A 20,162-nucleotide genomic window follows, 5' to 3' on the forward strand; every position below is an offset into this window, starting at 1 on the left:
CGGTTACATTCCGAACCCGGAAGCTAAGCCTCACAGCGCCGATGGTACTGCAGGGGGGACCCTGTGGGAGAGTAGGACGCCGCCGAACAAATTTTAGAGAGCTGGTTCCCGAACTTCGGTTCGGGGACCAGCTCTTTTTTGTTTTGCGTCACTTGAAGTTCACGTTGCGCGACCAATATCCCCATCATGAGTACTGCTGCAATGCTCACAGCCGCGGGCGTCGGAGCCGGTGACGAGGTCGTCGTTCCGGCCTTCGGGAACGTCGAGGTCGCCGACGCCGTCACCGAGGCCGGCGCCACCGTCGTCTTCGCCGACATAGACCCCGTGACGTACTGCCTCGACCCCGACGCGGTGGAAGCCGTCATAACCCCGCAGACGGCGGCGCTCGTCGTCGTGCACCGCTTCGGGCGGACCGCCGACCTGGCGCGGCTGCGGGAGCTGGGGCAGCGGCACGAGGTGCTGGTGCTGGAACAGGGCGAGTCCGAGGCGCCGTACGACGAGATCGCGCAACGCAGGGAGCGGGCCGCCTACCTCGACGGCCGGCTGAGGGGCGTCCGTACGCCGGTCAGCGGCGACGGACACACCTACCAGCAGTACGTGGTGCGGGTACCCGGCAACGGGCGTCCGGACCGTGATGCCTTCGCAGCGGCCGTACGGGCCAGGGGAGTCGAGTGCAGGGTGCCGGTGAAGACTCCGGTGCACCGCCTGCCCGCGTTCCGCCGGGACGTACATCTTCCCGAGACCGAGCGGGCCGCCGACGAGACCCTCTCGCTTCCTGTGGACGGGACGTTGACGAAGCGGGAGATGCAGCGGATCGTCTCCGCGTGCAACGCGCTCGGCGGACTGCTGCAACCGGCCTTCTGATCAGGGCCGGACTGGTTGGGAACACGGTCCAATTCAGGGTATGATCTCTCTTGTTGCCGCGAGGGAAACCTCAAAAGCGACAGGCCCCCCTAGCTCAGTCGGCAGAGCGTCTCCATGGTAAGGAGAAGGTCAACGGTTCGATTCCGTTGGGGGGCTCAAGCAGAAAAGGCCTCCGCCCTTGTGGGCGGGGGCCTTTCGTATTTCCCGTGTTCCGATCCGACGGACGCCGGCTCCCGGGACCCGAGTCCCGGGAGCGTCGGTCCCGCGGTTCTCAGTCCGTGTGGAGGCCAGGGACGCGCATCGCCAGAATCGCCATGTCGTCCGACGGGGCGTCGGAGGCGAAGCGTTCGACCGCGCGCATGATGCGCGCGGCGACAGCGCCGGCCGTCAGCCCCGTGCACGTGGTGAGGACATCCGCGAGACCGTCGTCGCCGAGCATACGAGTGCCCTCGCGCCGCTCCGTGACCCCGTCCGTCACGCACAGCAGGACATCGCCCGGATCGAGCGTGACCGTCTGCTCGTACAGTTCCAGGTCCTCCATGACACCGAGGAGCGGCTGCGGTTCGGCGGCCGGCTCGACCGTTCCGTCCTGGCGCAGACGCAACGGGAGCGGATGGCCGGCGCAGACGACCTTCAGGACGGCGCTGCCGTCCTCCTGGGGCCACAACTCGCCGTAGAGGAGCGTCAGGAAGCGGCTGCGGGCGCCCTCGTCGAGGATGGCGGAGTTCAGCCGCTCCAGGACCGCGGGGCCGCCGTAGCCCTCGCGGGCCAGCAGGCGCAGTGCGTGCCGGGCCAGGCCCGTGACCGCCGCCGCCTCCGGGCCCGTACCGCAGACGTCGCCGATGGCGAAGCCGTACGCGCCGTCACGGATCGGGAAGAGGTCGTAGAAGTCGCCGCCGACTTCGTTGCCCTCTCCGGCCGCACGGTAGATGACCTCGACCTCGACGCCGTCGATCTGGGGGAGTTCCGGGGGCAGCAGGCTGCGCTGGAGGGACTGGCTGATCGCCGTGCGCTCCGAGTACAGGCGGGCGTTGTCCAGTGCGAGAGCCGCTCGCCGGGAGAGGTCCTCGGCCAACTCCAGGATCTCCTGGCGGAAATGCTCGTCCGACGGCTTGCCGAGGGTCAGCATGCCGATGACACGGTTGCGGGCGACCAGGGGAAGGACGACGGTCTCCCCGCCGACAGCGGCGGCCGTCGCCAGGGTCGGGCCGATGCTGGAGCTCATCGACGTCTGCCCGCCGAGTCCCAGGCTGCGCATCGAGGTCCGCAGGGCGGCGTCGTGAGCGGCCGCGGCGGGAGCCGACCAGACACGGGCACCCGGGGTGGGCACCGGGTCCGGCGGGGCGATCTTCGAGAGCAACGCCTTGAGGCCGTCGATGAGTTCCTCGTCCTCGTGCAGGACGTACGAGAGGTAGGGCTCGGAAGCCTGGTCGGCGATCGTGTACACGGCGCACCAGGTGGCCAGGGTCGGGACCGTCATCTGCGCCATGAGCGCGAGCGTCTGGTCGCGGTCCAGGGTGCCGGCGAGCAGGTCGGAGGCCTCGACGAGGAAGGACAGCGAGCCGCGGCGCAGACGTTCCAGCTCGCCGAGGCGGGCCGATTCCACCGCCAGGGCGATGCGGTCGGCGGCGAACTGGAGGCGCAGGGCCTCCTCGTTGGAGTAGCGGCCGGGTGATTCGGCCGCGACGCCGAGGGAGCCGGTGAGGCGGCCCTCGACCTTCAGCGGAACGGTGACGACCGAGCGCATGCCGGTGCCGCCGAGGAGCGGTACGGCGCCGGGGACGAGGGTGAGGTCCTCGTGGACGGCGGGCATCCGGGCCGAGCCGTAGCGGCCGGGGCCCGCCTCGACGGGGACGCGGGCGAAGCGCTGGCGCGCGGAGGGCAGGCCGGTGGAGGCGCGTACCTCCAACTCCGTCTCGTCGTCGGTCGCGAGGAGCAGGAAGGCGGAGTCGCCGTCCAGCATGTCGCGGGCCCGTTCCACCGTGCGCTGGAGGAGGCCGTCGAGGTCGTCCGGGGCCGGTGATCCGATGAAGACCTCGAACGGGTCCGTGGCCTGGCCCTCCGCGTGGGCGCCCGAGTCGGAGGCGGGTCCGCGCAACGGGGTCTGCAGGACGGCGCGTTCGTGGTCGCGTACGAGGAGGCAGACGGTGGAGGGCTCGCCGGTCGTGTCGCGGACCCGCAGGTGCGAGGCGTACACCGGGGTGACGCGGCCGTCGGCGCAGCGGACGCCGTAACTGCCTTCCCAGCGCGAGAGTTGGAGGGCTTCGACGATGCCGGTGCCGGTGCCGGGGGTGTGCGGCCAGGCCGCGAGGTCGGTGAGCGGTTTGCCGGTGACCTGGTCGGCCGCGTACCCGAAGAGCTCCTCGGCGTCCTCGTTCCAGGCGTTGATGGCGCCGGTGCGGTCGATCTGGACGACCGCCACGCGTACGCGGCCGTCGGCCAGGGGGAGGAGGTCGGCGGGGAGCGGGGGGCCGGCGGTCCGGGTGCCGACCGCGCGCTCGGGCAGGTCGAGCTGGAACCAGACCTGTTTGTGGGTGGGCGTGTAGTCGACGCCCCAGCGGCGGGCGAGGGCCGCGCAGAGCTGGAGGCCGCGGCCGCCCTCGCGGTCGGGGCTGCCCATGTTGACGGCCGTGGCCTGGAGTGGGATCTCGCGTTCCGGGTAGCGGTCCGCCACCTCGATGCGTACGCCGTCGTCGCTGCGCAGGCACAGGACGTCGGCGGAGGTACCCGCGTGCACAACGGCATTGGTGACCAGCTCGCTGGTCAGAACGACGGCGTCGTCGACGATGTCGGCGAAGCCCCAGCCCTGGAGGGTGTCCCGGACGAACGAGCGGGCGGTCGCGACGGACCGTCCCACGGGTTCGAAGCTGGCGGCCGCGCGCGCGGTGATCACAGAACTCCTCGTCCGGTCGTCGGCATGCGGGGTTCCGTGGCCGGCCCGCTCCTGCGTGGGCAGAGCGTGGTTCCCTGTCGGCCGGGGATCCTGGGGTGTCCCTCCAGGATGCAGTCCGGTGGTCATGGTGCGGTGCCCTCCGATGCCTGCCCGCTCGTACTCGTGCCACCGCCCAGGCCGGACGGGACCGGCACGGCTGGACAGCCGCTTGCAAGGTTACTTACCTTCGCGGGCCCCGCGGATGCCGGTCGCGGGTGTTTCCGTCTTGAAGAGTGCGCTGTTTCCGTTCGGACAGGTGCGTGTGATTGCCTGCGGCCGGGGCCGGAGGACTGTCCCGTGGGTGTGCGGACGATGTGCGAAGCTGCCGAACTGTTATGGCCTGGTTCGGCCGGGGTGAAACACTGGGCAGGCTCCAGGAACAGGTCCGGGCAGGTCGCGTGCCTCCCGCGGACCACGAACAGAAGTACCCGACAGAAGTACCCGAGTACGCCGAGCAGTATTGGTCGACCCTTGCGGGAGGGACACAGTGGAGTCTGGCGCAGCGACGCGGGGCGGTAGGACGCGCGCGAAAGGCGGACAGTCCCTGGACAGCGGGCGCACACCGCGCACCGGCACCACCGAGGTGGACACGGCGGCCCTGAACCGGTTGCTGGCGGCCCTGGTGGCGATGAGGGACGGCAACTTCCGTAAGCGGCTCACTGTTTCCGGTGACGGCGTGATGTCCGAGATCTCGGCGGTCTTCAACGAGGTCGCCGACCGGAATCTGCACCTGACGGGCGAGCTGTCGCGGGTACGCCGTGTGGTGGGCCGTGAGGGCAAGCTCACGGAGCGGCTGGAGGCCGGCGCCGGCGAGGGGGCCTGGGCGGCCGCGATCGACGCCTCGAACGCGCTGGTGGACGATCTCGTACGGCCTGTCTCCGAGGTCGGCCGGGTGCTGTCCGCCGTCGCGGAGGGCGATCTGTCGCCGCGCATGGACCTGCGGGCGCAGGCGGCGGACGGGAACGGGCATCCGCTGCGCGGTGAGTTCCTGAAGGTCGGCCGGACCGTCAACAACCTGGTGGACCAGCTCTCGACGTTCACCGACGAGGTCACCCGGGTGGCCAGTGAGGTGGGCACCGAGGGCAAGCTCGGGGGGCAGGCCCGGGTCCGCGGTATGTCCGGTTCGTGGAAGGACCTCACGGACTCGGTCAACACGATGGCGCACCGGCTCACCGCGCAGGTGCGTGACATCGCTCTCGTGACGACGGCGGTCGCCAAGGGTGACCTGTCGCGGAAGGTCACGGTTCACGTGGCCGGCGAGATGCTGGAACTGAAGAACACCGTCAACACGATGGTGGACCAGCTGTCCTCCTTCTCCTCCGAGGTGACCCGCGTCGCGCGCGAGGTGGGTACGGAGGGTGAGCTGGGCGGCCAGGCGCAGGTGCCCGGTGTGGCCGGTGTGTGGAAGGACCTCACCGATTCGGTGAACCTCATGGCCGGCAACCTGACGGCCCAGGTGCGCGGGATCGCCCAGGTGACCACGGCGGTCGCGAGCGGTGACCTGTCGCAGAAGGTGACCGTCTCCGCGCGGGGTGAGGTCGCGCAGCTCGCCGAGACGATCAACCAGATGACCGAGACGCTGCGGACGTTCGCCGACGAGGTCACCCGTGTGGCCAACGAGGTCGGTGGCGAGGGACGGCTCGGCGGTCAGGCGAACGTGCCGGGGGCGGCGGGAACGTGGAAGGACCTCACGGACTCGGTCAACACGGTCTTCCGCAACCTCACGACCCAGGTGCGCGACATCGCCGCCGTGACGACCGCCGTGGCCAACGGCGATCTGTCGCAGAAGGTCAGTGTCCAGGTCGCCGGCGAGATGCTGGAGCTGAAGAACACCGTCAACACGATGGTCGACCAGCTGTCGTCGTTCGGTGTCGAGGTCACGCGCGTGGCCCGCGAGGTCGGTGTCGAGGGTGAACTGGGCGGCCAGGCACAGGTTCCGGGAGTGGCCGGCACCTGGAAGGACCTCACGGACTCCGTCAACACGGCGTTCCAGAACCTGACCGGCCAGGTGCGCAACATCGCGCAGGTGACGACGGCGGTCGCGAACGGTGACCTGTCGCAGAAGGTGACCGTCGAGGTCGCCGGCGAGATGCTGGAGCTGAAGGTCACCGTGAACACCATGGTGGACCAGCTGTCGAGCTTCGCCGACCAGGTGACCCGGATGGCCCGTGACGTGGGTACGGAGGGCCGGCTCGGCGGCCAGGCCCGGGTGGACGGCGTGTCCGGCACCTGGAAGGAACTCACCGACTCCGTCAACTTCATGGCGGGGAACCTGACTTCGCAGGTACGGCAGATCGCGCAGGTGACCACGGCGGTGGCCCGGGGTGACCTGTCGCAGAAGATCGACGTGGACGCGCGCGGCGAGATCCTGGAGCTGAAGAACACCATCAACACGATGGTCGACCAGCTCTCCGCGTTCGCCGACCAGGTGACGCGGGTGGCCCGGGACGTGGGTACCGAGGGCCGGCTGGGCGGTCAGGCGCAGGTGCCCGGCGTCGCCGGTGTGTGGCGTGACCTGACCGACTCGGTGAACGGCATGGCCGGCAACCTCACCGCGCAGGTGCGCAACATCGCGCAGGTCGCGACCGCGGTGGCCCGGGGTGACCTGTCGCAGAAGATCGACGTGGACGCGCGCGGCGAGATCCTGGAGCTGAAGAACACCCTCAACACGATGGTGGACCAGCTCTCGAACTTCGCCGAGCAGGTGACGCGGGTGGCCCGCGAGGTGGGTACGGAGGGCATCCTCGGCGGGCAGGCCGAGGTGCAGGGTGTCTCGGGCACCTGGAAGGACCTCACCCAGTCCGTGAACTTCATGGCGAACAACCTGACCATCCAGGTGCGCAACATCGCCGAGGTCACGACCGCGGTCGCCATGGGAGACCTGTCCAAGAAGATCACCGTCGACGCCAAGGGCGAGATCCTCGAACTGGTCACCACCGTCAACACGATGGTGGACCAGCTGTCGTCGTTCGCCGAGCAGGTGACCCGGGTGGCCCGCGAGGTGGGCACGGAGGGCCAGTTGGGCGGTCAGGCGCGGGTGCCCGGGGTGACGGGCATCTGGAAGGACCTGAGCGACAACGTCAACCTGATGGCCTACAACCTGACCATGCAGGTGCGGAACATCTCGCAGGTGGCGGCGGCCGTCGCCAACGGCGACCTGACCCGGACGGTGACGATCGAGGCGCGCGGCGAGGTCGCGCAGCTCGCCGACACCTTCAACACCATGGTGAAGACGCTGAGTTCGTTCGCCGAACAGGTCACCAAGGTGGCCCGCGAAGTGGGTACGGACGGCATCCTCGGCGGTCAGGCGCACGTCCCGGGAGTCGCGGGGACGTGGAAGGACCTCACCGAGTCGGTGAACGGGATGGCGTCCAACCTGACCGGCCAGGTGCGCAACATCGCGATGGTCACCACGGCCATCGCCAAGGGCGATCTCACCAAGAAGATCGACATCGACGCGCGCGGCGAGATCCTGGAGCTCAAGACCACCATCAACACGATGGTCGACCAGCTGTCGTCCTTCGCGGAGGAGGTCACCCGAGTCGCCCGGGAGGTGGGCACCGAGGGGCAGTTGGGCGGTCAGGCGCGCGTCCGTGACGTCGACGGCACCTGGCGCGACCTCACCGAGTCGGTGAACGAGATGGCCGGGAACCTGACCCGGCAGGTGCGTGCCATCGCGCGCGTGGCGACCGCGGTGACCCGCGGCGACCTGAACCTGAAGATCGACGTGGACGCCTCCGGCGAGATCCAGGAACTCCAGGACTACATCAACAAGATGATCGCCAACCTGCGCGACACCACCATCGCCAACAAGGAGCAGGACTGGCTGAAGGGCAACCTCGCCCGTATCTCCGCCCTGATGCAGGGCCGCCGCGATCTCGACGACGTGGCCTCGCTGATCATGAGCGAGCTGACGCCGGTCGTCTCGGCCCAGCACGGCGCGTTCTTCCTGTCGATGCCGCTGGTCGACGGCAAGGACGCGGGCACCGAGGACGAGGAGGCGTACGAGCTGCGCATGCTCGGGTCGTACGGCTACTCGATGGGCTCCATGCCGACGTCGTTCCGGCCCGGTGAGGCGCTGATCGGGACGGCCGCGCAGGAGAAGCGCACGATCCTGGTGGAGAACGCGCCGAGCGGCTATCTGAAGATCTCCTCCGGGCTCGGCGAGGCGCCTCCGGCCCAGGTCATCGTGCTTCCGGTGCTCTTCGAGGGGACCGTGCTCGGTGTGATCGAGCTGGCGTCGTTCACGCCGTTCACGCAGATCCAGAAGGACTTCCTGAACCAGATCGCGGAGATGATCGCGACGAGCGTCAACACGATCTCGGTCAACACCAAGACGGAGGTGCTGCTGCGGCAGTCGCAGGAGCTCACCGAGCAGCTGCGGGAGCGGTCGGCGGAGTTGGAGAACCGGCAGAAGGCGCTCCAGGACTCGAACGCGGAACTGGAGGACAAGGCCGAGCTGCTGGCCCAGCAGAACCGCGACATCGAGGTCAAGAACACCGAGATCGAGGAGGCGCGCCAGGTCCTGGAGGAGCGCGCCGAGCAACTCGCGGTCTCCATGCGCTACAAGAGCGAGTTCCTGGCGAACATGTCGCACGAGCTGCGGACACCGCTCAACTCGCTGCTGATCCTGGCCAAGCTGCTCGCCGACAACGCGGACACGAACCTCACGCCGAAGCAGGTCGAGTTCGCCGAGACGATCCACGGCGCGGGCTCCGACCTGCTCCAGCTCATCAACGACATCCTCGACCTGTCGAAGGTCGAGGCGGGCAAGATGGACGTGTCGCCGACCCGTATCGCGCTCGTCCAGCTCGTCGACTACGTGGAGGCGACGTTCCGTCCGCTGACCGCGGAGAAGGGGCTCGACTTCTCCGTACGGGTCTCGCCGGAGCTGCCCGCCACCCTGCACACCGACGAACAGCGTCTTCTCCAGGTGCTGCGCAACCTGCTCTCCAACGCGGTGAAGTTCACCGATTCCGGAGCGGTCGAGCTGGTGATCCGGCCCGCCGGGGCGGACGTGCCGGTGGCCATCAGGGAACAGCTGCTGGAGTCGGGGTCGCTGCGGGACGCGGACGCCGACCTCATCGCGTTCTCCGTGACCGACACCGGTATCGGGATCGCGGCGAGCAAGATGCGGGTGATCTTCGAGGCCTTCAAGCAGGCGGACGGCACGACGAGCCGCAAGTACGGGGGTACGGGGCTGGGGCTGTCCATCTCGCGGGAGATCGCGCGGCTGCTGGGCGGCGAGATCCACGCCCAGAGCGAGCCGGGGCGCGGTTCCACCTTCACGCTGTACCTGCCGCTGCACCCGAGCGAACTGCCGCCGCAGGGTTACGGGCAGCTCGCGCCGGCGCTGGAGGCGGGGGAGCTGCTGGCCTCGGAGGGCGAACTGCACAGCATCGGGATGCCGGCCGAGGTGAAGTCGTACCAGGACGCGCAGAACGGGCCCGCCGCGCTGTTCAGGAGGCGTCGCAGGGCGCTGCCCACGGCCGAGCAGCGCGCGGACATGCCGGGGCAGCCGGACGGTGCCGCGGGCGCGGCTCAGGAGCCGTGGGGGGCCGCGGGGCAGCAGCAGGGCCGGGGCATTCGCTTCGAGGGCGAGAAGGTGCTGATCGTCGACGACGACATCCGCAATGTCTTCGCGCTGACCAGCGTCCTCGAGCAGCACGGACTTTCGGTGCTGTACGCGGAGAACGGCCGTGAGGGCATCGAGGTCCTGGAGCAGCACGACGATGTGACGGTCGTTCTGATGGACATCATGATGCCCGAGATGGACGGCTACGCCACGACCACGGCGGTCCGGCGGATGCCGCAGTTCGCGGGGCTGCCGATCATCGCGCTGACGGCGAAGGCCATGAAGGGCGACCGGGAGAAGGCGATCGAGTCGGGCGCCTCCGACTACGTGACCAAGCCGGTCGATCCCGATCACCTGCTGTCGGTGATGGCCCAGTGGATGCGCCAGGGGTGACACACTCGGGGGAGCGACCCGGGTCGTCACGGTGTGACCGGTATCGGTACACCGTGCGGTACGGCCGTTCGGACGGCCCGGCGTCGGATGACTGACTGTGGCGGAAGCCGTGTAGAAGCACGGGATACGGGGAACCTTCTGGTCCCCTGCCGCGTTTCTGCTACGTGCACAGTGACATCACGGTGACAGGGTGTGGCGACGGGCGGGGTGCGGCTAGCATGACCGGCACAAGGACGGGCGGCGCAAGGGAGTCGTCCCCAGGGGCGGCGCCCGGCGCTTCCCCAAGTCCTGCGGACAGGGGAGGCCCCATGCCGGGGCGAGGAGGACGGGCCATGGTGCAGAAGGCCAAGATCCTCCTGGTCGATGACCGGCCGGAGAATCTGTTGGCGCTGGAGGCGATCCTCTCCGCGCTCGATCAGACACTGGTACGGGCATCGTCCGGGGAGGAAGCGCTCAAAGCGCTGCTCACGGACGACTTCGCGGTCATTCTGCTGGACGTTCAGATGCCCGGCATGGACGGGTTCGAGACCGCCGCGCACATCAAGCGGCGGGAGCGGACCCGGGACATCCCGATCATCTTCCTCACCGCCATCAACCACGGCCCCCACCACACCTTCCGGGGGTACGCGGCGGGCGCGGTGGACTACATCTCCAAGCCCTTCGACCCGTGGGTGCTGCGCGCGAAGGTCTCGGTGTTCGTCGAGCTCTACATGAAGAACTGCCAACTCCGCGAGCAGGCGGCCCTGTTGCGGCTCCAGCTCGAGGGCGGCGGCAAGGCGGCGCTCGGTGAGGCCAAGGAGCCCGCCGGACTCCTCGCCGAACTCTCCGCGCGCCTCGCGGCCGTCGAGGAGCAGGCCGAGGCGCTGTCCAAGCAGCTCGACGACGACTCCGCGGACGCGGCGGCGGTGGCGACCGCGGCTCATCTCGAACGCAAACTCACCGGGCTGCGCAGGGCGCTGGACGCTCTGGAGCCGGGCACGGGGAGCGGGGCACCCTCGGTGCCGTCGCAGGGCTGAAGCCCGTACGGGCATGTCCGGACGATCCCGCCAGACCTTGAGGAAGCGTCAGTTCCGTTTCTGGCGAGGGTGACACGATCGGGTGAAGCTCAGCGTCCCCCCTGTTCGAGCGAAGTCGAGAACTTGGGGGAGGCACACGTGTCGCCGTCATCTCCACCGGTAACCTCACACACATGGCCTCACGTCAGTCCGCAGCCAAGAAGCCGCCCGCGAAGAAGGCGGCCGCTCCGACGAAGGCTCCGGCGAAGAAGGCCCCGGCGAAAAAAGCTCCCGTGAAGAAGGCGGCCGCCGGTAAGGCGCCCGCCAAGAGGGCCGCCGCGAAGAAGCCCGTCCCCCCGCCGGCGCCCAACCCGACCGCGGGCGTGTACCGACTCGTACGCGCCCTGTGGCTGGGTACCGCCCATGCCGTCGGAGCCGGCTTCCGCGGGATAGGGCGCGGTGCCAAGGGGCTCGACCCGGCGCACCGCAAGGACGGGCTCGCGCTCCTGCTGATCGGTCTCGCGCTGATCGTCGCGGCGGGTACGTGGTCCAATCTGCGCGGTCCCGTCGGCGATCTCGTCGAGGTGCTCGTCACCGGGGCCTTCGGCCGTCTCGACCTCCTCGTCCCGATACTTCTCGCCGTGATCGCGGCGCGGCTCATCCGGCACCCCGAGCAGCCCGACGCGAACGGCCGGATCGTGATCGGTCTGTCGGCGCTCGCGATCGGTGTGCTCGGACAGGTGCACATCGCGTGCGGTTCGCCGGCGCGCAGCGACGGGATGCAGGCGATAAGGGACGCCGGCGGGCTCATCGGCTGGGGGTCGGCCACCCCGCTGACGTACACGATGGGTGACGTCCTGGCCGTACCGCTCCTGGCGCTGCTCACGATCTTCGGGCTGCTGGTCGTCACGGCGACCCCGGTCAACGCGATTCCGCAGCGGCTGCGGCTGCTCGGCCAGAAGCTCGGCATCGTCCAGGCCGACTTCGACGAGGACGCGTTCCGCGAGGACGAGGAGCGCTACGACGAGCAGTGGCGTGAGGGGATCGCGGGGCGCTCCGGCGGGCGCTCGCGCGCCCCCGAGCCGTACGACCCCGACAGTGCCGAGCAGGGGGCGCTCACCAGGCGCCGGAGCCGCCCCCGGCGGCCCGGCGCGCAGCAGCCCGACATGAACCGGCCGATGGACGCCGTGGACGTCGCGGCGGCCGCCGCCGCGGCGCTGGACGGTGCCGTGCTGCACGGGATGCCGCCCTCGCCCCTGGTCGCCGATCTGACGCAGGGCGTCAGCGTGGAGCGCGACGGGTACGAGGAGACGACACCGGTGCCCGCCGCCCGCGCCAAGGCCGTCCCGGGCGCCAAGCGGCCCAGGCAGGAGGCCCTGCCGGTCGAGTCCGTCGTGCCCGACCTCACCAAGGCCGCGCCCGACGCCCCGCGCGAGCTGCCCCCGCGCGCGGAACAGCTCCAGCTCTCCGGGGACATCACCTACGCGCTGCCCTCCCTGGACCTCCTGGAGCGCGGCGGCCCCGGCAAGACCCGCAGCGCCGCCAACGACGCGGTCGTCGACTCCCTGCGTCAGGTCTTCGCCGAGTTCAAGGTGGACGCCGACGTCACGGGCTTCACCCGCGGACCGACGGTCACGCGCTACGAGGTCACGCTCGGCCCCGCCGTGAAGGTCGAGCGGATCACCGCGCTGACCAAGAACATCGCGTACGCGGTCGCCAGCCCCGACGTGCGGATCATCAGTCCGATCCCCGGCAAGTCCGCGGTCGGCATCGAGATCCCCAACACCGACCGCGAGATGGTCAACCTCGGTGACGTGCTGCGCCTCGCGGACGCGGCGGAGGACGACCATCCGATGCTGGTCGCGCTCGGCAAGGACGTCGAGGGCGGCTACGTGATGGCCAACCTGGCGAAGATGCCGCACGTCCTCGTCGCCGGAGCCACCGGTTCCGGCAAGTCGTCCTGCATCAACTGCCTGATCACCTCGGTCATGGTCCGGGCGACCCCCGAGGACGTGCGGATGGTCCTCGTGGACCCCAAGCGCGTCGAGCTGACCGCGTACGAGGGCATCCCGCACCTGATCACGCCGATCATCACCAACCCGAAACGGGCCGCCGAGGCGCTGCAGTGGGTCGTGCGGGAGATGGACCTGCGCTACGACGACCTCGCGGCGTTCGGGTTCCGGCACATCGACGACTTCAACGAGGCCATCAGGAACGGCAAGGTCAAGCTGCCCGAGGGCAGTGAGCGGGAGCTGACCCCGTACCCGTATCTCCTGGTGATCGTCGACGAGCTCGCCGACCTGATGATGGTCGCGCCGCGCGACGTCGAGGACTCGATCGTGCGCATCACCCAGCTCGCGCGCGCGGCCGGCATCCATCTGGTGCTCGCCACGCAGCGGCCCTCCGTCGACGTCGTCACCGGTCTGATCAAGGCGAACGTGCCCTCCCGGCTGGCCTTCGCGACCTCGTCGCTCGCGGACTCGCGGGTCATCCTCGACCAGCCCGGCGCCGAGAAGCTGATCGGCAAGGGCGACGGACTCTTCCTGCCGATGGGGGCCAACAAGCCCACGCGTATGCAGGGCGCCTTCGTCACCGAGGACGAGGTCGCGGCGATCGTGCAGCACTGCAAGGATCAGATGGCGCCCGTCTTCCGGGACGACGTCACCGTGGGCACCAAGCAGAAGAAGGAGATCGACGAGGACATCGGCGACGACCTCGACCTGCTGTGCGCGGCCGCCGAGCTGGTCGTCTCCACGCAGTTCGGGTCCACCTCGATGCTCCAGCGCAAGCTGCGCGTCGGCTTCGCCAAGGCGGGCCGTCTCATGGACCTCATGGAGTCGCGCGGGATCGTCGGGCCCAGCGAGGGTTCCAAGGCGCGTGACGTCCTGGTGAAGGCCGACGAGCTGGACGGGGTGTTGGCCGTGATGCGCGGGGAAGCAGAAGCCTAGGCGGCGTCGTTCGGACCGGTCCGAACGACACCGCCTGGAGCCCTCGGCGAGGGGGACGGGACAACCGGCAACGGCGCGGTGAGCGCGTGGCCGTCGCTCAGGGAGCGGCCGCGCTGTCGGGCGGATGGCGGAACGTCATGTTCCGAACCCGGCTGATATGTGAATGTGACTCACCCGTAAGGAGTCGGTGAGCAACCGTTTCGCCTTGTCGCACGTCAAGTTGTGCGAAGGGGCGTCACCATGTCCCTATATCAGGATGACCGGCCATTCTGATGGCGTACAAAGTCCCACCGCCCGGTTGCCCCACCCTTTCGTACCCCCCCTAGACTGAACCTCCAGCACAGGTGGCTACACGCTCGAAAGGCGCCCCCGTGTCCATCGTCAACTCACCTGACGGCAACTCCCCCGAAGACGAGCGTCCGTTCGAAGACGACCCTACGGCCGAACGGCTCTCGATCGGACGTGCCCTCCAGAAGGCACGCATCGAGGCCCATCTGACCGTCGACGACGTCAGCAACGCCACCCGCGTCCGCATCACGATCATCCACGCCATCGAACAGAACGACTTCGCTCCCTGTGGCGGCGACGTCTACGCGCGCGGGCACATCCGGACCCTGGCCCGCGCCGTCCGGCTCGACCCGGCTCCGCTGCTCGCGCAGTACGACGCCGAACACGGCGGACGTCCCGCGCCGACGCCCGCCGCCCCGCTGTTCGAGGCGGAACGCATCCGCCCCGAGCGCCGCGGGCCGAACTGGACGGCCGCCATGGTCGCCGCGATCGTCGCGGTGATCGGCTTCGTCGGGTTCACCATGGTCAAGGGCGGCGGCGACGGCGACGACTCGAAGACCCAGGTCGCCGAGGGGTCCACGCCGACCACCAAGAAGTCCGCCGCTCCGTCCGCGACCGCCACCAAGCCGGCCGACCCGAAGCCCGAACCGTCCGACAGCGCCATCGCGGCCGCCCCGCAGGACAAGGTGACCGTCCAGGTCAGCGCCGCGGACGGACGCAGCTGGATCTCCGCCAAGGACCACAACGGGCGGATGCTCTTCGACGGGCTGCTGAAGCAGGGCGAGTCCAAGACCTTCCAGGACAGTTCCAAGATCAACCTCATCCTCGGCGACGCCGGAGCCATCCAGCTCTTCGTCAACGGCAAGAAGATCGAGGATCAGTTCCAGCCGGGCGCGGTGGAGCGTCTGACGTACACGAAGGGCGACCCGCAGGTCGGATAGGGGTCCCCAGCAGCACACCGTCGACGGGGTTGGCCAAGATCGGCCAACCCCGTCGACGTGGGGTGTCGGCCAGACAAAGTAGTCTTGAGCCCATGCCTGAACGCCGTACCGTCGCACTCGTCACCCTTGGCTGCGCCCGTAACGAGGTGGACTCGGAGGAGCTCGCAGGCCGCTTGGAGGCGGACGGCTGGCAACTCGTGGAGGACGCCGAGCAAGCGGACGTCGCCGTCGTCAACACCTGTGGGTTCGTCGAAGCCGCCAAGAAGGACTCCGTCGACGCCCTCCTCGAAGCCAATGACCTCAAGGGGCACGGCAGAACCCAGGCCGTGGTCGCGGTCGGCTGCATGGCCGAGCGCTACGGCAAGGAACTCGCCGACGCGCTCCCCGAGGCCGACGGCGTGCTCGGCTTCGACGACTACGCCGACATCTCCGACCGCCTCCAGACCATCCTGAACGGCGGCATCCACGCCTCCCACACCCCGCGCGACCGGCGCAAGCTGCTGCCGATCAGCCCGGCCGAGCGGCAGAGCGCCGGCGAGGAAGTGGCCCTTCCCGGCCACGGCACCCCCTCCGACCTCCCCGAGGGCGTAGCCCCGGTCTCCGGCCCCCGTGCGCCCCTGCGCCGCCGCCTGGACGGATCCCCGGTCGCCTCGGTGAAGCTGGCCTCCGGCTGCGACCGCCGCTGCACGTTCTGCGCCATCCCCTCCTTCCGCGGTTCGTTCATCTCGCGCCGTCCCAGCGACGTCCTGAACGAGGCGCGCTGGCTGGCCGAGCAGGGCGTCAAGGAAGTGATGCTCGTCTCCGAGAACAACACCTCGTACGGCAAGGACCTGGGTGACATCCGTCTCCTGGAGACGATGCTCCCCGAGCTGGCCGAGATCGACGGCATCGAGCGGGTGCGGGTCAGCTACCTCCAGCCCGCCGAGATGCGCCCCGGGCTCATCGACGTCCTGACCTCGACGCCTAACGTCGCCCCGTACTTCGACCTGTCCTTCCAGCACTCCGCGCCCGACGTGCTGCGCTCGATGCGCCGCTTCGGTGACACCGACCGCTTCCTGGAGCTGCTCGACACCATCCGCGCCAAGGCCCCGGGGGCCGGCGTGCGCTCCAACTTCATCGTGGGCTTCCCCGGCGAGAGCGAGGCCGACCTCGCGGAGCTGGAGCGCTTCCTCACCGGAGCCCGCCTCGACGCGATCGGCGTCTTCGGGTACTCCGACGAGGAGGGCACCGAAGCGGCGACGTACGAGAACAAGCTGGACGAGGACGTCGTCGCCGAGCGCCTCGCGCGCGTGTCCCGGCTCGCCGAGGAACTGGTCGCCCAGCGCGCGGAGGAGCGCGTGGGCGAAACCGTGCGCGTGCTGGTCGAGAGCGTCGACGACGAGGACGGCGCGTACGGCCGCGCCGCGCACCAGGCGCCGGAGACGGACGGCCAGGTCCTGTTCACGAGCGCCGAAGGTCTGGTCGTCGGCCGTATCGTCGAGGCCAAGGTGGTCGGCACGGAAGGTGTCGACCTGGTGGCCGAGCCGCTTCTCCTCGGCTCGCTCGTGTGTACTGAGGAGGCGGCCAGATGACCGGAGCCCCGGCATCCGCGGCAGGCGGCTCCCCGAGCGCCAAAGGCGCGACGGGCGCCCCCGGCGCATCCGGCGCGACGGGCGCCCCCGGTGCGTCGGGTGCGTCGAGCGCTCCCGGCACCTCCGGTGCCTCGGCTGCGTCCGGCGCCCCGGAAGGCCCGAAGACGCCTCGTGGCGGGAAGCTGGGCGCCGCGGCCGTCAACCAGGCCAGCCTGTGGAACATCGCCAACATCCTGACCATGATCCGGCTCGTCCTCGTGCCGGGTTTCGTGGCGCTGATGCTGGCCGACGGCGGATACGACCCCGCCATGCGGGCCTGGGCCTGGGCCGCCTTCGCCGTGGCCATGATCACCGACATCTTCGACGGTCATCTGGCGCGCACGTACAACCTGGTCACCGACTTCGGGAAGATCGCCGACCCCATCGCCGACAAGGCGATCATGGGCGCGGCGCTGGTCTGCCTGTCCGCCCTCGACGACCTGCCCTGGTGGGTCACCTTCGTGATCCTGGGCCGTGAGCTCGGCGTCACCCTGCTGCGCTTCGTCGTGATCCGCTACGGGGTCATCCCGGCGAGCCGCGGCGGCAAGCTGAAGACGCTGGCCCAGGGCACGGCGGTCGGCATGTACATCCTGCCGCTGACCGGGGCGCTGGCCAGTCTGAGGTTCTGGGTGATGGGCGTCGCGATCGTGCTGACCGTGGTCACCGGGCTCGACTATGTGCGGCAGGCCGTCGTGCTGCGCCGCCGCGGAATCGCCGAGCGGCGGGCGGCCGCCGCGGAGGCCGAGCGGTGAGTCCCACGGCCGCCGAAGTGGTGCGACTACTCACGGTGAGGGGCGAGACGCTCGCCGTCGCCGAGTCGCTCACCGGTGGCCTGGTGGCCGCGGAGATCACCGCGGTGCCGGGTGCCTCGAAGGCGTTCCGGGGCTCCGTGACCGCGTACGCCACCGAACTGAAGCACGAACTGCTCGGCGTCGATGTCACTCTTCTGGCCGAACGCGGTGCGGTGGATGCCCAGGTCGCGGCACAGATGGCGGCCGGGGTGCGCAAGGCGCTCGGAGCCGACTGGGGGATCGCGACCACGGGCGTCGCCGGTCCCGATCCGCAGGACGGGCAGCCGGTCGGTACGGTCTACGTGGCCGTCGACGGGCCCTTCGAAGGCCCCTCCGGCACCGTTCGCGGCGGGAAAGTGGTGCCGTTGCGGTTGAACGGCGACCGGGCGGAAATCCGTATGGAGAGTGTACGCAGCGTACTCGCGGCGCTTCTTCGGGAGCTCGTGGGCGAACAGACCGGGAATGAGCGGGCACAGGATACGGAACAGAACGGGGGGTTTTGATGTTTGCAGCCCTGAGTGAACACGACATCGCTCCCCGCACGGCCGCGGCGCAAGGCGGTACGGTGGGGCGTGAAGGATGCGGCTACGCGGTCCGAGGAGGGAGCCACCGATGATTCTGCTCCGTCGCCTGCTGGGTGACGTGCTGCGTCGGCAGCGCCAGCGCCAGGGCCGTACTCTGCGCGAAGTCTCCTCGTCCGCCCGAGTCTCACTCGGCTATCTCTCCGAGGTGGAGCGGGGGCAGAAGGAGGCATCCTCCGAACTGCTCTCCGCGATCTGCGACGCGCTGGACGTACGGATGTCCGAGCTCATGCGGGAAGTGAGCGACGAGCTCGCCCTCGCCGAGCTGGCACAGTCGGCTGCGGCCACCGCACCGGTGTCCGCACCGGTGCGTCGCCCGATGCTCAATTCCGTATCGGTGACCGGTGTGCCACCGGAACGGGTCACGATCAAGGCGCCTGCCGAAGCGGTCGACGTCGTCGCCGCCTGACGCTCACCAGCTCGCGTTTCCTGAGCTGAGAGACGTATCACCGAAGCCCCGGCCGGGGCTTTTCCGGGGAGACCCGGGGGAGCCGGGCCGGGGCTTCCGTGTTCCCCGCGGTCCCTCATGGGCCCATTTGCCGGTATCCGGCGCGGCCCCCATGGTGGAGGGACCCGGCGAAGCCGGCGCCGGCCGTCGTGACCGCCGCGGCCCGCGAGGCCGGCCGGCAAAGGCGTCGTGAATCGGAGGATGCGGATGTACGTCGTGAAGAGCTCCCTGTCCGACGCGGACCTGAAGACCGTCGCCGAGGCGCTCCAGGGCGCCCTGGTCGATCTGGTGGACCTCTCCCTCGTGGCCAAGCAGGTCCACTGGAACGTGGTGGGGCCCCGCTTCCGTTCCGTCCACCTCCAGCTCGACGAGGTCGTGGACATCGCGCGACTGCACTCCGACACCGTGGCGGAACGCGCCTCGACCCTGGGTGTCCCGCCGGACGGGCGGGCCGCCACGGTGGCGTCGAGCAGCGGCGTCGGAGACACGCCCGCGGGCTGGATCAAGGACGCCGACGCCGTACGGACCCTCGTGGAGGCGCTCGGTGCGGTGATCGCACGGATGCGGGAACGGGTCGCCGTCACCGCGGACCCGGATCCGGTGAGCCAGGACATCCTCATCGGGATCACCGCCGACCTGGAGAAGCATCACTGGATGTTCCAGGCGGAGAACGGGTGAGCGCCCGGGAGCCGCTTCGCCCCGGCCGGTGCCGCGTGCCGACGGTGTGCCCTGCTCGCGCGTGAGATCGGCGGCCCGGTGCCGCGCCGGAGGAGGTGCCATGGCAGGGCGGACAGTGCGCCGGGGGGCTTGCCTGGCGCTCGGCGCGCTGTGGTGGTTCAGCGTGCTCCGGCTCGCTCTCGCGCCCGATGCCGGGGTCCTCGAGGGAGCGGTCGCCGCGGGCGGGTGGGGGCTCAGCCTGCTGCCGGTGCACTGCGTCCCGAAGTCCCGGGCCGCCGGTGCCGTGGGATCGGACCGGTGGTGGGATCGCCGGCGGGGTGGCCGGCGCGGGTACGGGCGTGGTGGCGGGTGGGCTACCAGGGCATGGCGACGCCGCCGTTGGGGCGCAGGATCTGGCCGGTGGTGAATGCCGAGGCGTCCGAGGCCAGGTACAGGACGGCGTGGGCGATGTCCTCGGGCTCCCCGACGCGGCCCAGCGGTGACAGGCGTGCCATGAAGGCCTCGGTATGCGCCTGGCGCTCGCCGTGACGGTCGGTCATGGGCGTGCGGATCCAGCCGGGTGCCACGGCGTTGACGCGTATGCCGTGCGGACCGACCTCGGTCGCCAGCGTCTTCGTCAGCTGGACGACGGCCGCCTTGGCCGCGCTGTAGCACAACAGGCCCGGACCGCCGGAGTCGATGGCGCCCGATGCCATGGTGATGACGCTGCCGTGGACACCGTTCTCGATCATGGAGCGTGCGGCCTCCTGGCAGGCGTACAGGACCCCCTTGAAGTTGACGTTCAGCACCCGGTCCAGATCCTCGTCCAGAGTCTCCAGGACCGGGCTGCTGTGCATGATCCCGGCCACCGCCGCCATGACGTCGACACGGCCGCACGACGCGACGGCCTCGTGCACCCGGGCCCGGTCGGTGACGTCGAGCGGGTGACCGAGCGCGGTGCCGCCCTGGCCCTTGATCAGCGTCGCCGTCTCGTGCAGGCCCGGCTCGTCGACGTCCGCGCAGTGCACGGTGGCGCCCGCCTCCGCGAGCAGGACCGCCGCCGCGCGGCCGATGCCGCCGGCCGCGCCGGTGACGAATGCGGTGCGTCCGGTGAGGTCGTACGCGGGGAGGCCCATGAA

Annotated in this window: 12 protein-coding genes, 1 tRNA gene and 1 rRNA gene; 12 read left to right on the forward strand and 2 right to left on the reverse strand. The window is 69.9% G+C overall.

Annotated features, from left to right (window positions below; genetic code table 11):
* From rrf to ACFYW9_RS15300, 3 genes are all read left to right on the forward strand, one after another.
* Positions 1-88 (forward strand): 5S ribosomal RNA (gene rrf / locus ACFYW9_RS15290); the annotation flags it as partial.
* A gap of 113 nt (positions 89-201) precedes the next feature.
* Positions 202-864 (forward strand): DegT/DnrJ/EryC1/StrS family aminotransferase, encoded by a 663-nt coding sequence (locus ACFYW9_RS15295; protein ID WP_389150097.1) that lies wholly within the window; start codon positions 202-204, stop codon positions 862-864.
* Positions 865-947: 83 nt separating this feature from the next.
* A tRNA-Thr gene (locus tag ACFYW9_RS15300) sits at positions 948-1,020 on the forward strand.
* A gap of 115 nt (positions 1,021-1,135) precedes the next feature.
* Here the strand turns inward: ACFYW9_RS15300 and ACFYW9_RS15305 are convergent.
* A complete protein-coding gene (locus tag ACFYW9_RS15305; RefSeq protein ID WP_389149660.1) occupies positions 1,136-3,883 on the reverse strand; it encodes a SpoIIE family protein phosphatase in 2,748 nt (915 codons plus the stop codon).
* Positions 3,884-4,283: 400 nt separating this feature from the next.
* Between ACFYW9_RS15305 and ACFYW9_RS15310 the strand changes: the two genes are divergently transcribed.
* From ACFYW9_RS15310 to ACFYW9_RS15350, 9 genes are all read left to right on the forward strand, one after another.
* Entirely contained in the window at positions 4,284-9,764 is a 5,481-nt protein-coding gene (locus tag ACFYW9_RS15310) for a HAMP domain-containing protein (RefSeq protein WP_389149663.1), read from the forward strand.
* Positions 9,765-10,096: 332 nt separating this feature from the next.
* On the forward strand, positions 10,097-10,780 hold the full coding sequence (locus tag ACFYW9_RS15315; RefSeq protein ID WP_151468805.1) for a two-component system response regulator: 684 nt from the start codon (positions 10,097-10,099) through the stop codon (positions 10,778-10,780).
* A 173-nt stretch (positions 10,781-10,953) separates the two neighbouring features.
* The gene (locus ACFYW9_RS15320; protein WP_389149667.1) at positions 10,954-13,707 is read left to right on the forward strand and encodes a DNA translocase FtsK; all 2,754 of its coding nucleotides are present in this window, start codon (positions 10,954-10,956) and stop codon (positions 13,705-13,707) included.
* 371 nt (positions 13,708-14,078) lie between these two features.
* The gene (locus ACFYW9_RS15325; RefSeq protein WP_328671875.1) at positions 14,079-14,936 is read left to right on the forward strand and encodes a RodZ domain-containing protein; all 858 of its coding nucleotides are present in this window, start codon (positions 14,079-14,081) and stop codon (positions 14,934-14,936) included.
* 92 nt (positions 14,937-15,028) lie between these two features.
* Positions 15,029-16,507 (forward strand): 30S ribosomal protein S12 methylthiotransferase RimO, encoded by a 1,479-nt coding sequence (gene rimO, locus ACFYW9_RS15330; protein ID WP_389149672.1) that lies wholly within the window; start codon positions 15,029-15,031, stop codon positions 16,505-16,507.
* On the forward strand, positions 16,504-17,298 hold the full coding sequence (gene pgsA / locus ACFYW9_RS15335; RefSeq protein WP_389149675.1) for a CDP-diacylglycerol--glycerol-3-phosphate 3-phosphatidyltransferase: 795 nt from the start codon (positions 16,504-16,506) through the stop codon (positions 17,296-17,298). The genes rimO and pgsA overlap by 4 nt, the downstream gene beginning before the upstream one ends.
* A complete protein-coding gene (locus tag ACFYW9_RS15340; RefSeq protein ID WP_389149678.1) occupies positions 17,295-17,840 on the forward strand; it encodes a CinA family protein in 546 nt (181 codons plus the stop codon). Before pgsA ends, ACFYW9_RS15340 begins: the two co-directional genes overlap by 4 nt.
* A 109-nt stretch (positions 17,841-17,949) precedes the next feature.
* On the forward strand, positions 17,950-18,327 hold the full coding sequence (locus ACFYW9_RS15345; protein WP_326785134.1) for a helix-turn-helix transcriptional regulator: 378 nt from the start codon (positions 17,950-17,952) through the stop codon (positions 18,325-18,327).
* Between the two features lie 246 nt (positions 18,328-18,573).
* A complete protein-coding gene (locus tag ACFYW9_RS15350; protein ID WP_389149682.1) occupies positions 18,574-19,044 on the forward strand; it encodes a Dps family protein in 471 nt (156 codons plus the stop codon).
* Positions 19,045-19,397: 353 nt separating this feature from the next.
* On the opposite strand, the gene ACFYW9_RS15355 is transcribed toward ACFYW9_RS15350, so the two are convergent.
* Positions 19,398-20,159: an SDR family NAD(P)-dependent oxidoreductase gene (locus tag ACFYW9_RS15355; protein ID WP_389149685.1), complete on the reverse strand. Its 762-nt coding sequence runs from the start codon at positions 20,157-20,159 to the stop codon at positions 19,398-19,400.
* Between the last annotated feature and the right edge of the window lie 3 nt (positions 20,160-20,162).

This window comes from Streptomyces sp. NPDC002698, from assembly GCF_042888945.1.
Classification (GTDB): Bacteria; Actinomycetota; Actinomycetes; order Streptomycetales; family Streptomycetaceae; genus Streptomyces.

Coding starts and splice junctions, on each gene's coding strand:
- pgsA (WP_389149675.1), top strand. CDS start 16,504: ATGACCGGAGCCCCGGCATCCGCGGCAGGCGGCTCCCCGAGCGCCAAA.
- ACFYW9_RS15355 (WP_389149685.1), bottom strand. CDS start 20,159: ATGGGCCTCCCCGCGTACGACCTCACCGGACGCACCGCATTCGTCACC.
- ACFYW9_RS15345 (WP_326785134.1), top strand. CDS start 17,950: ATGATTCTGCTCCGTCGCCTGCTGGGTGACGTGCTGCGTCGGCAGCGC.
- ACFYW9_RS15315 (WP_151468805.1), top strand. CDS start 10,097: ATGGTGCAGAAGGCCAAGATCCTCCTGGTCGATGACCGGCCGGAGAAT.
- ACFYW9_RS15350 (WP_389149682.1), top strand. CDS start 18,574: ATGTACGTCGTGAAGAGCTCCCTGTCCGACGCGGACCTGAAGACCGTC.
- ACFYW9_RS15320 (WP_389149667.1), top strand. CDS start 10,954: ATGGCCTCACGTCAGTCCGCAGCCAAGAAGCCGCCCGCGAAGAAGGCG.
- ACFYW9_RS15295 (WP_389150097.1), top strand. CDS start 202: ATGCTCACAGCCGCGGGCGTCGGAGCCGGTGACGAGGTCGTCGTTCCG.
- rimO (WP_389149672.1), top strand. CDS start 15,029: ATGCCTGAACGCCGTACCGTCGCACTCGTCACCCTTGGCTGCGCCCGT.
- ACFYW9_RS15305 (WP_389149660.1), bottom strand. CDS start 3,883: ATGACCACCGGACTGCATCCTGGAGGGACACCCCAGGATCCCCGGCCG.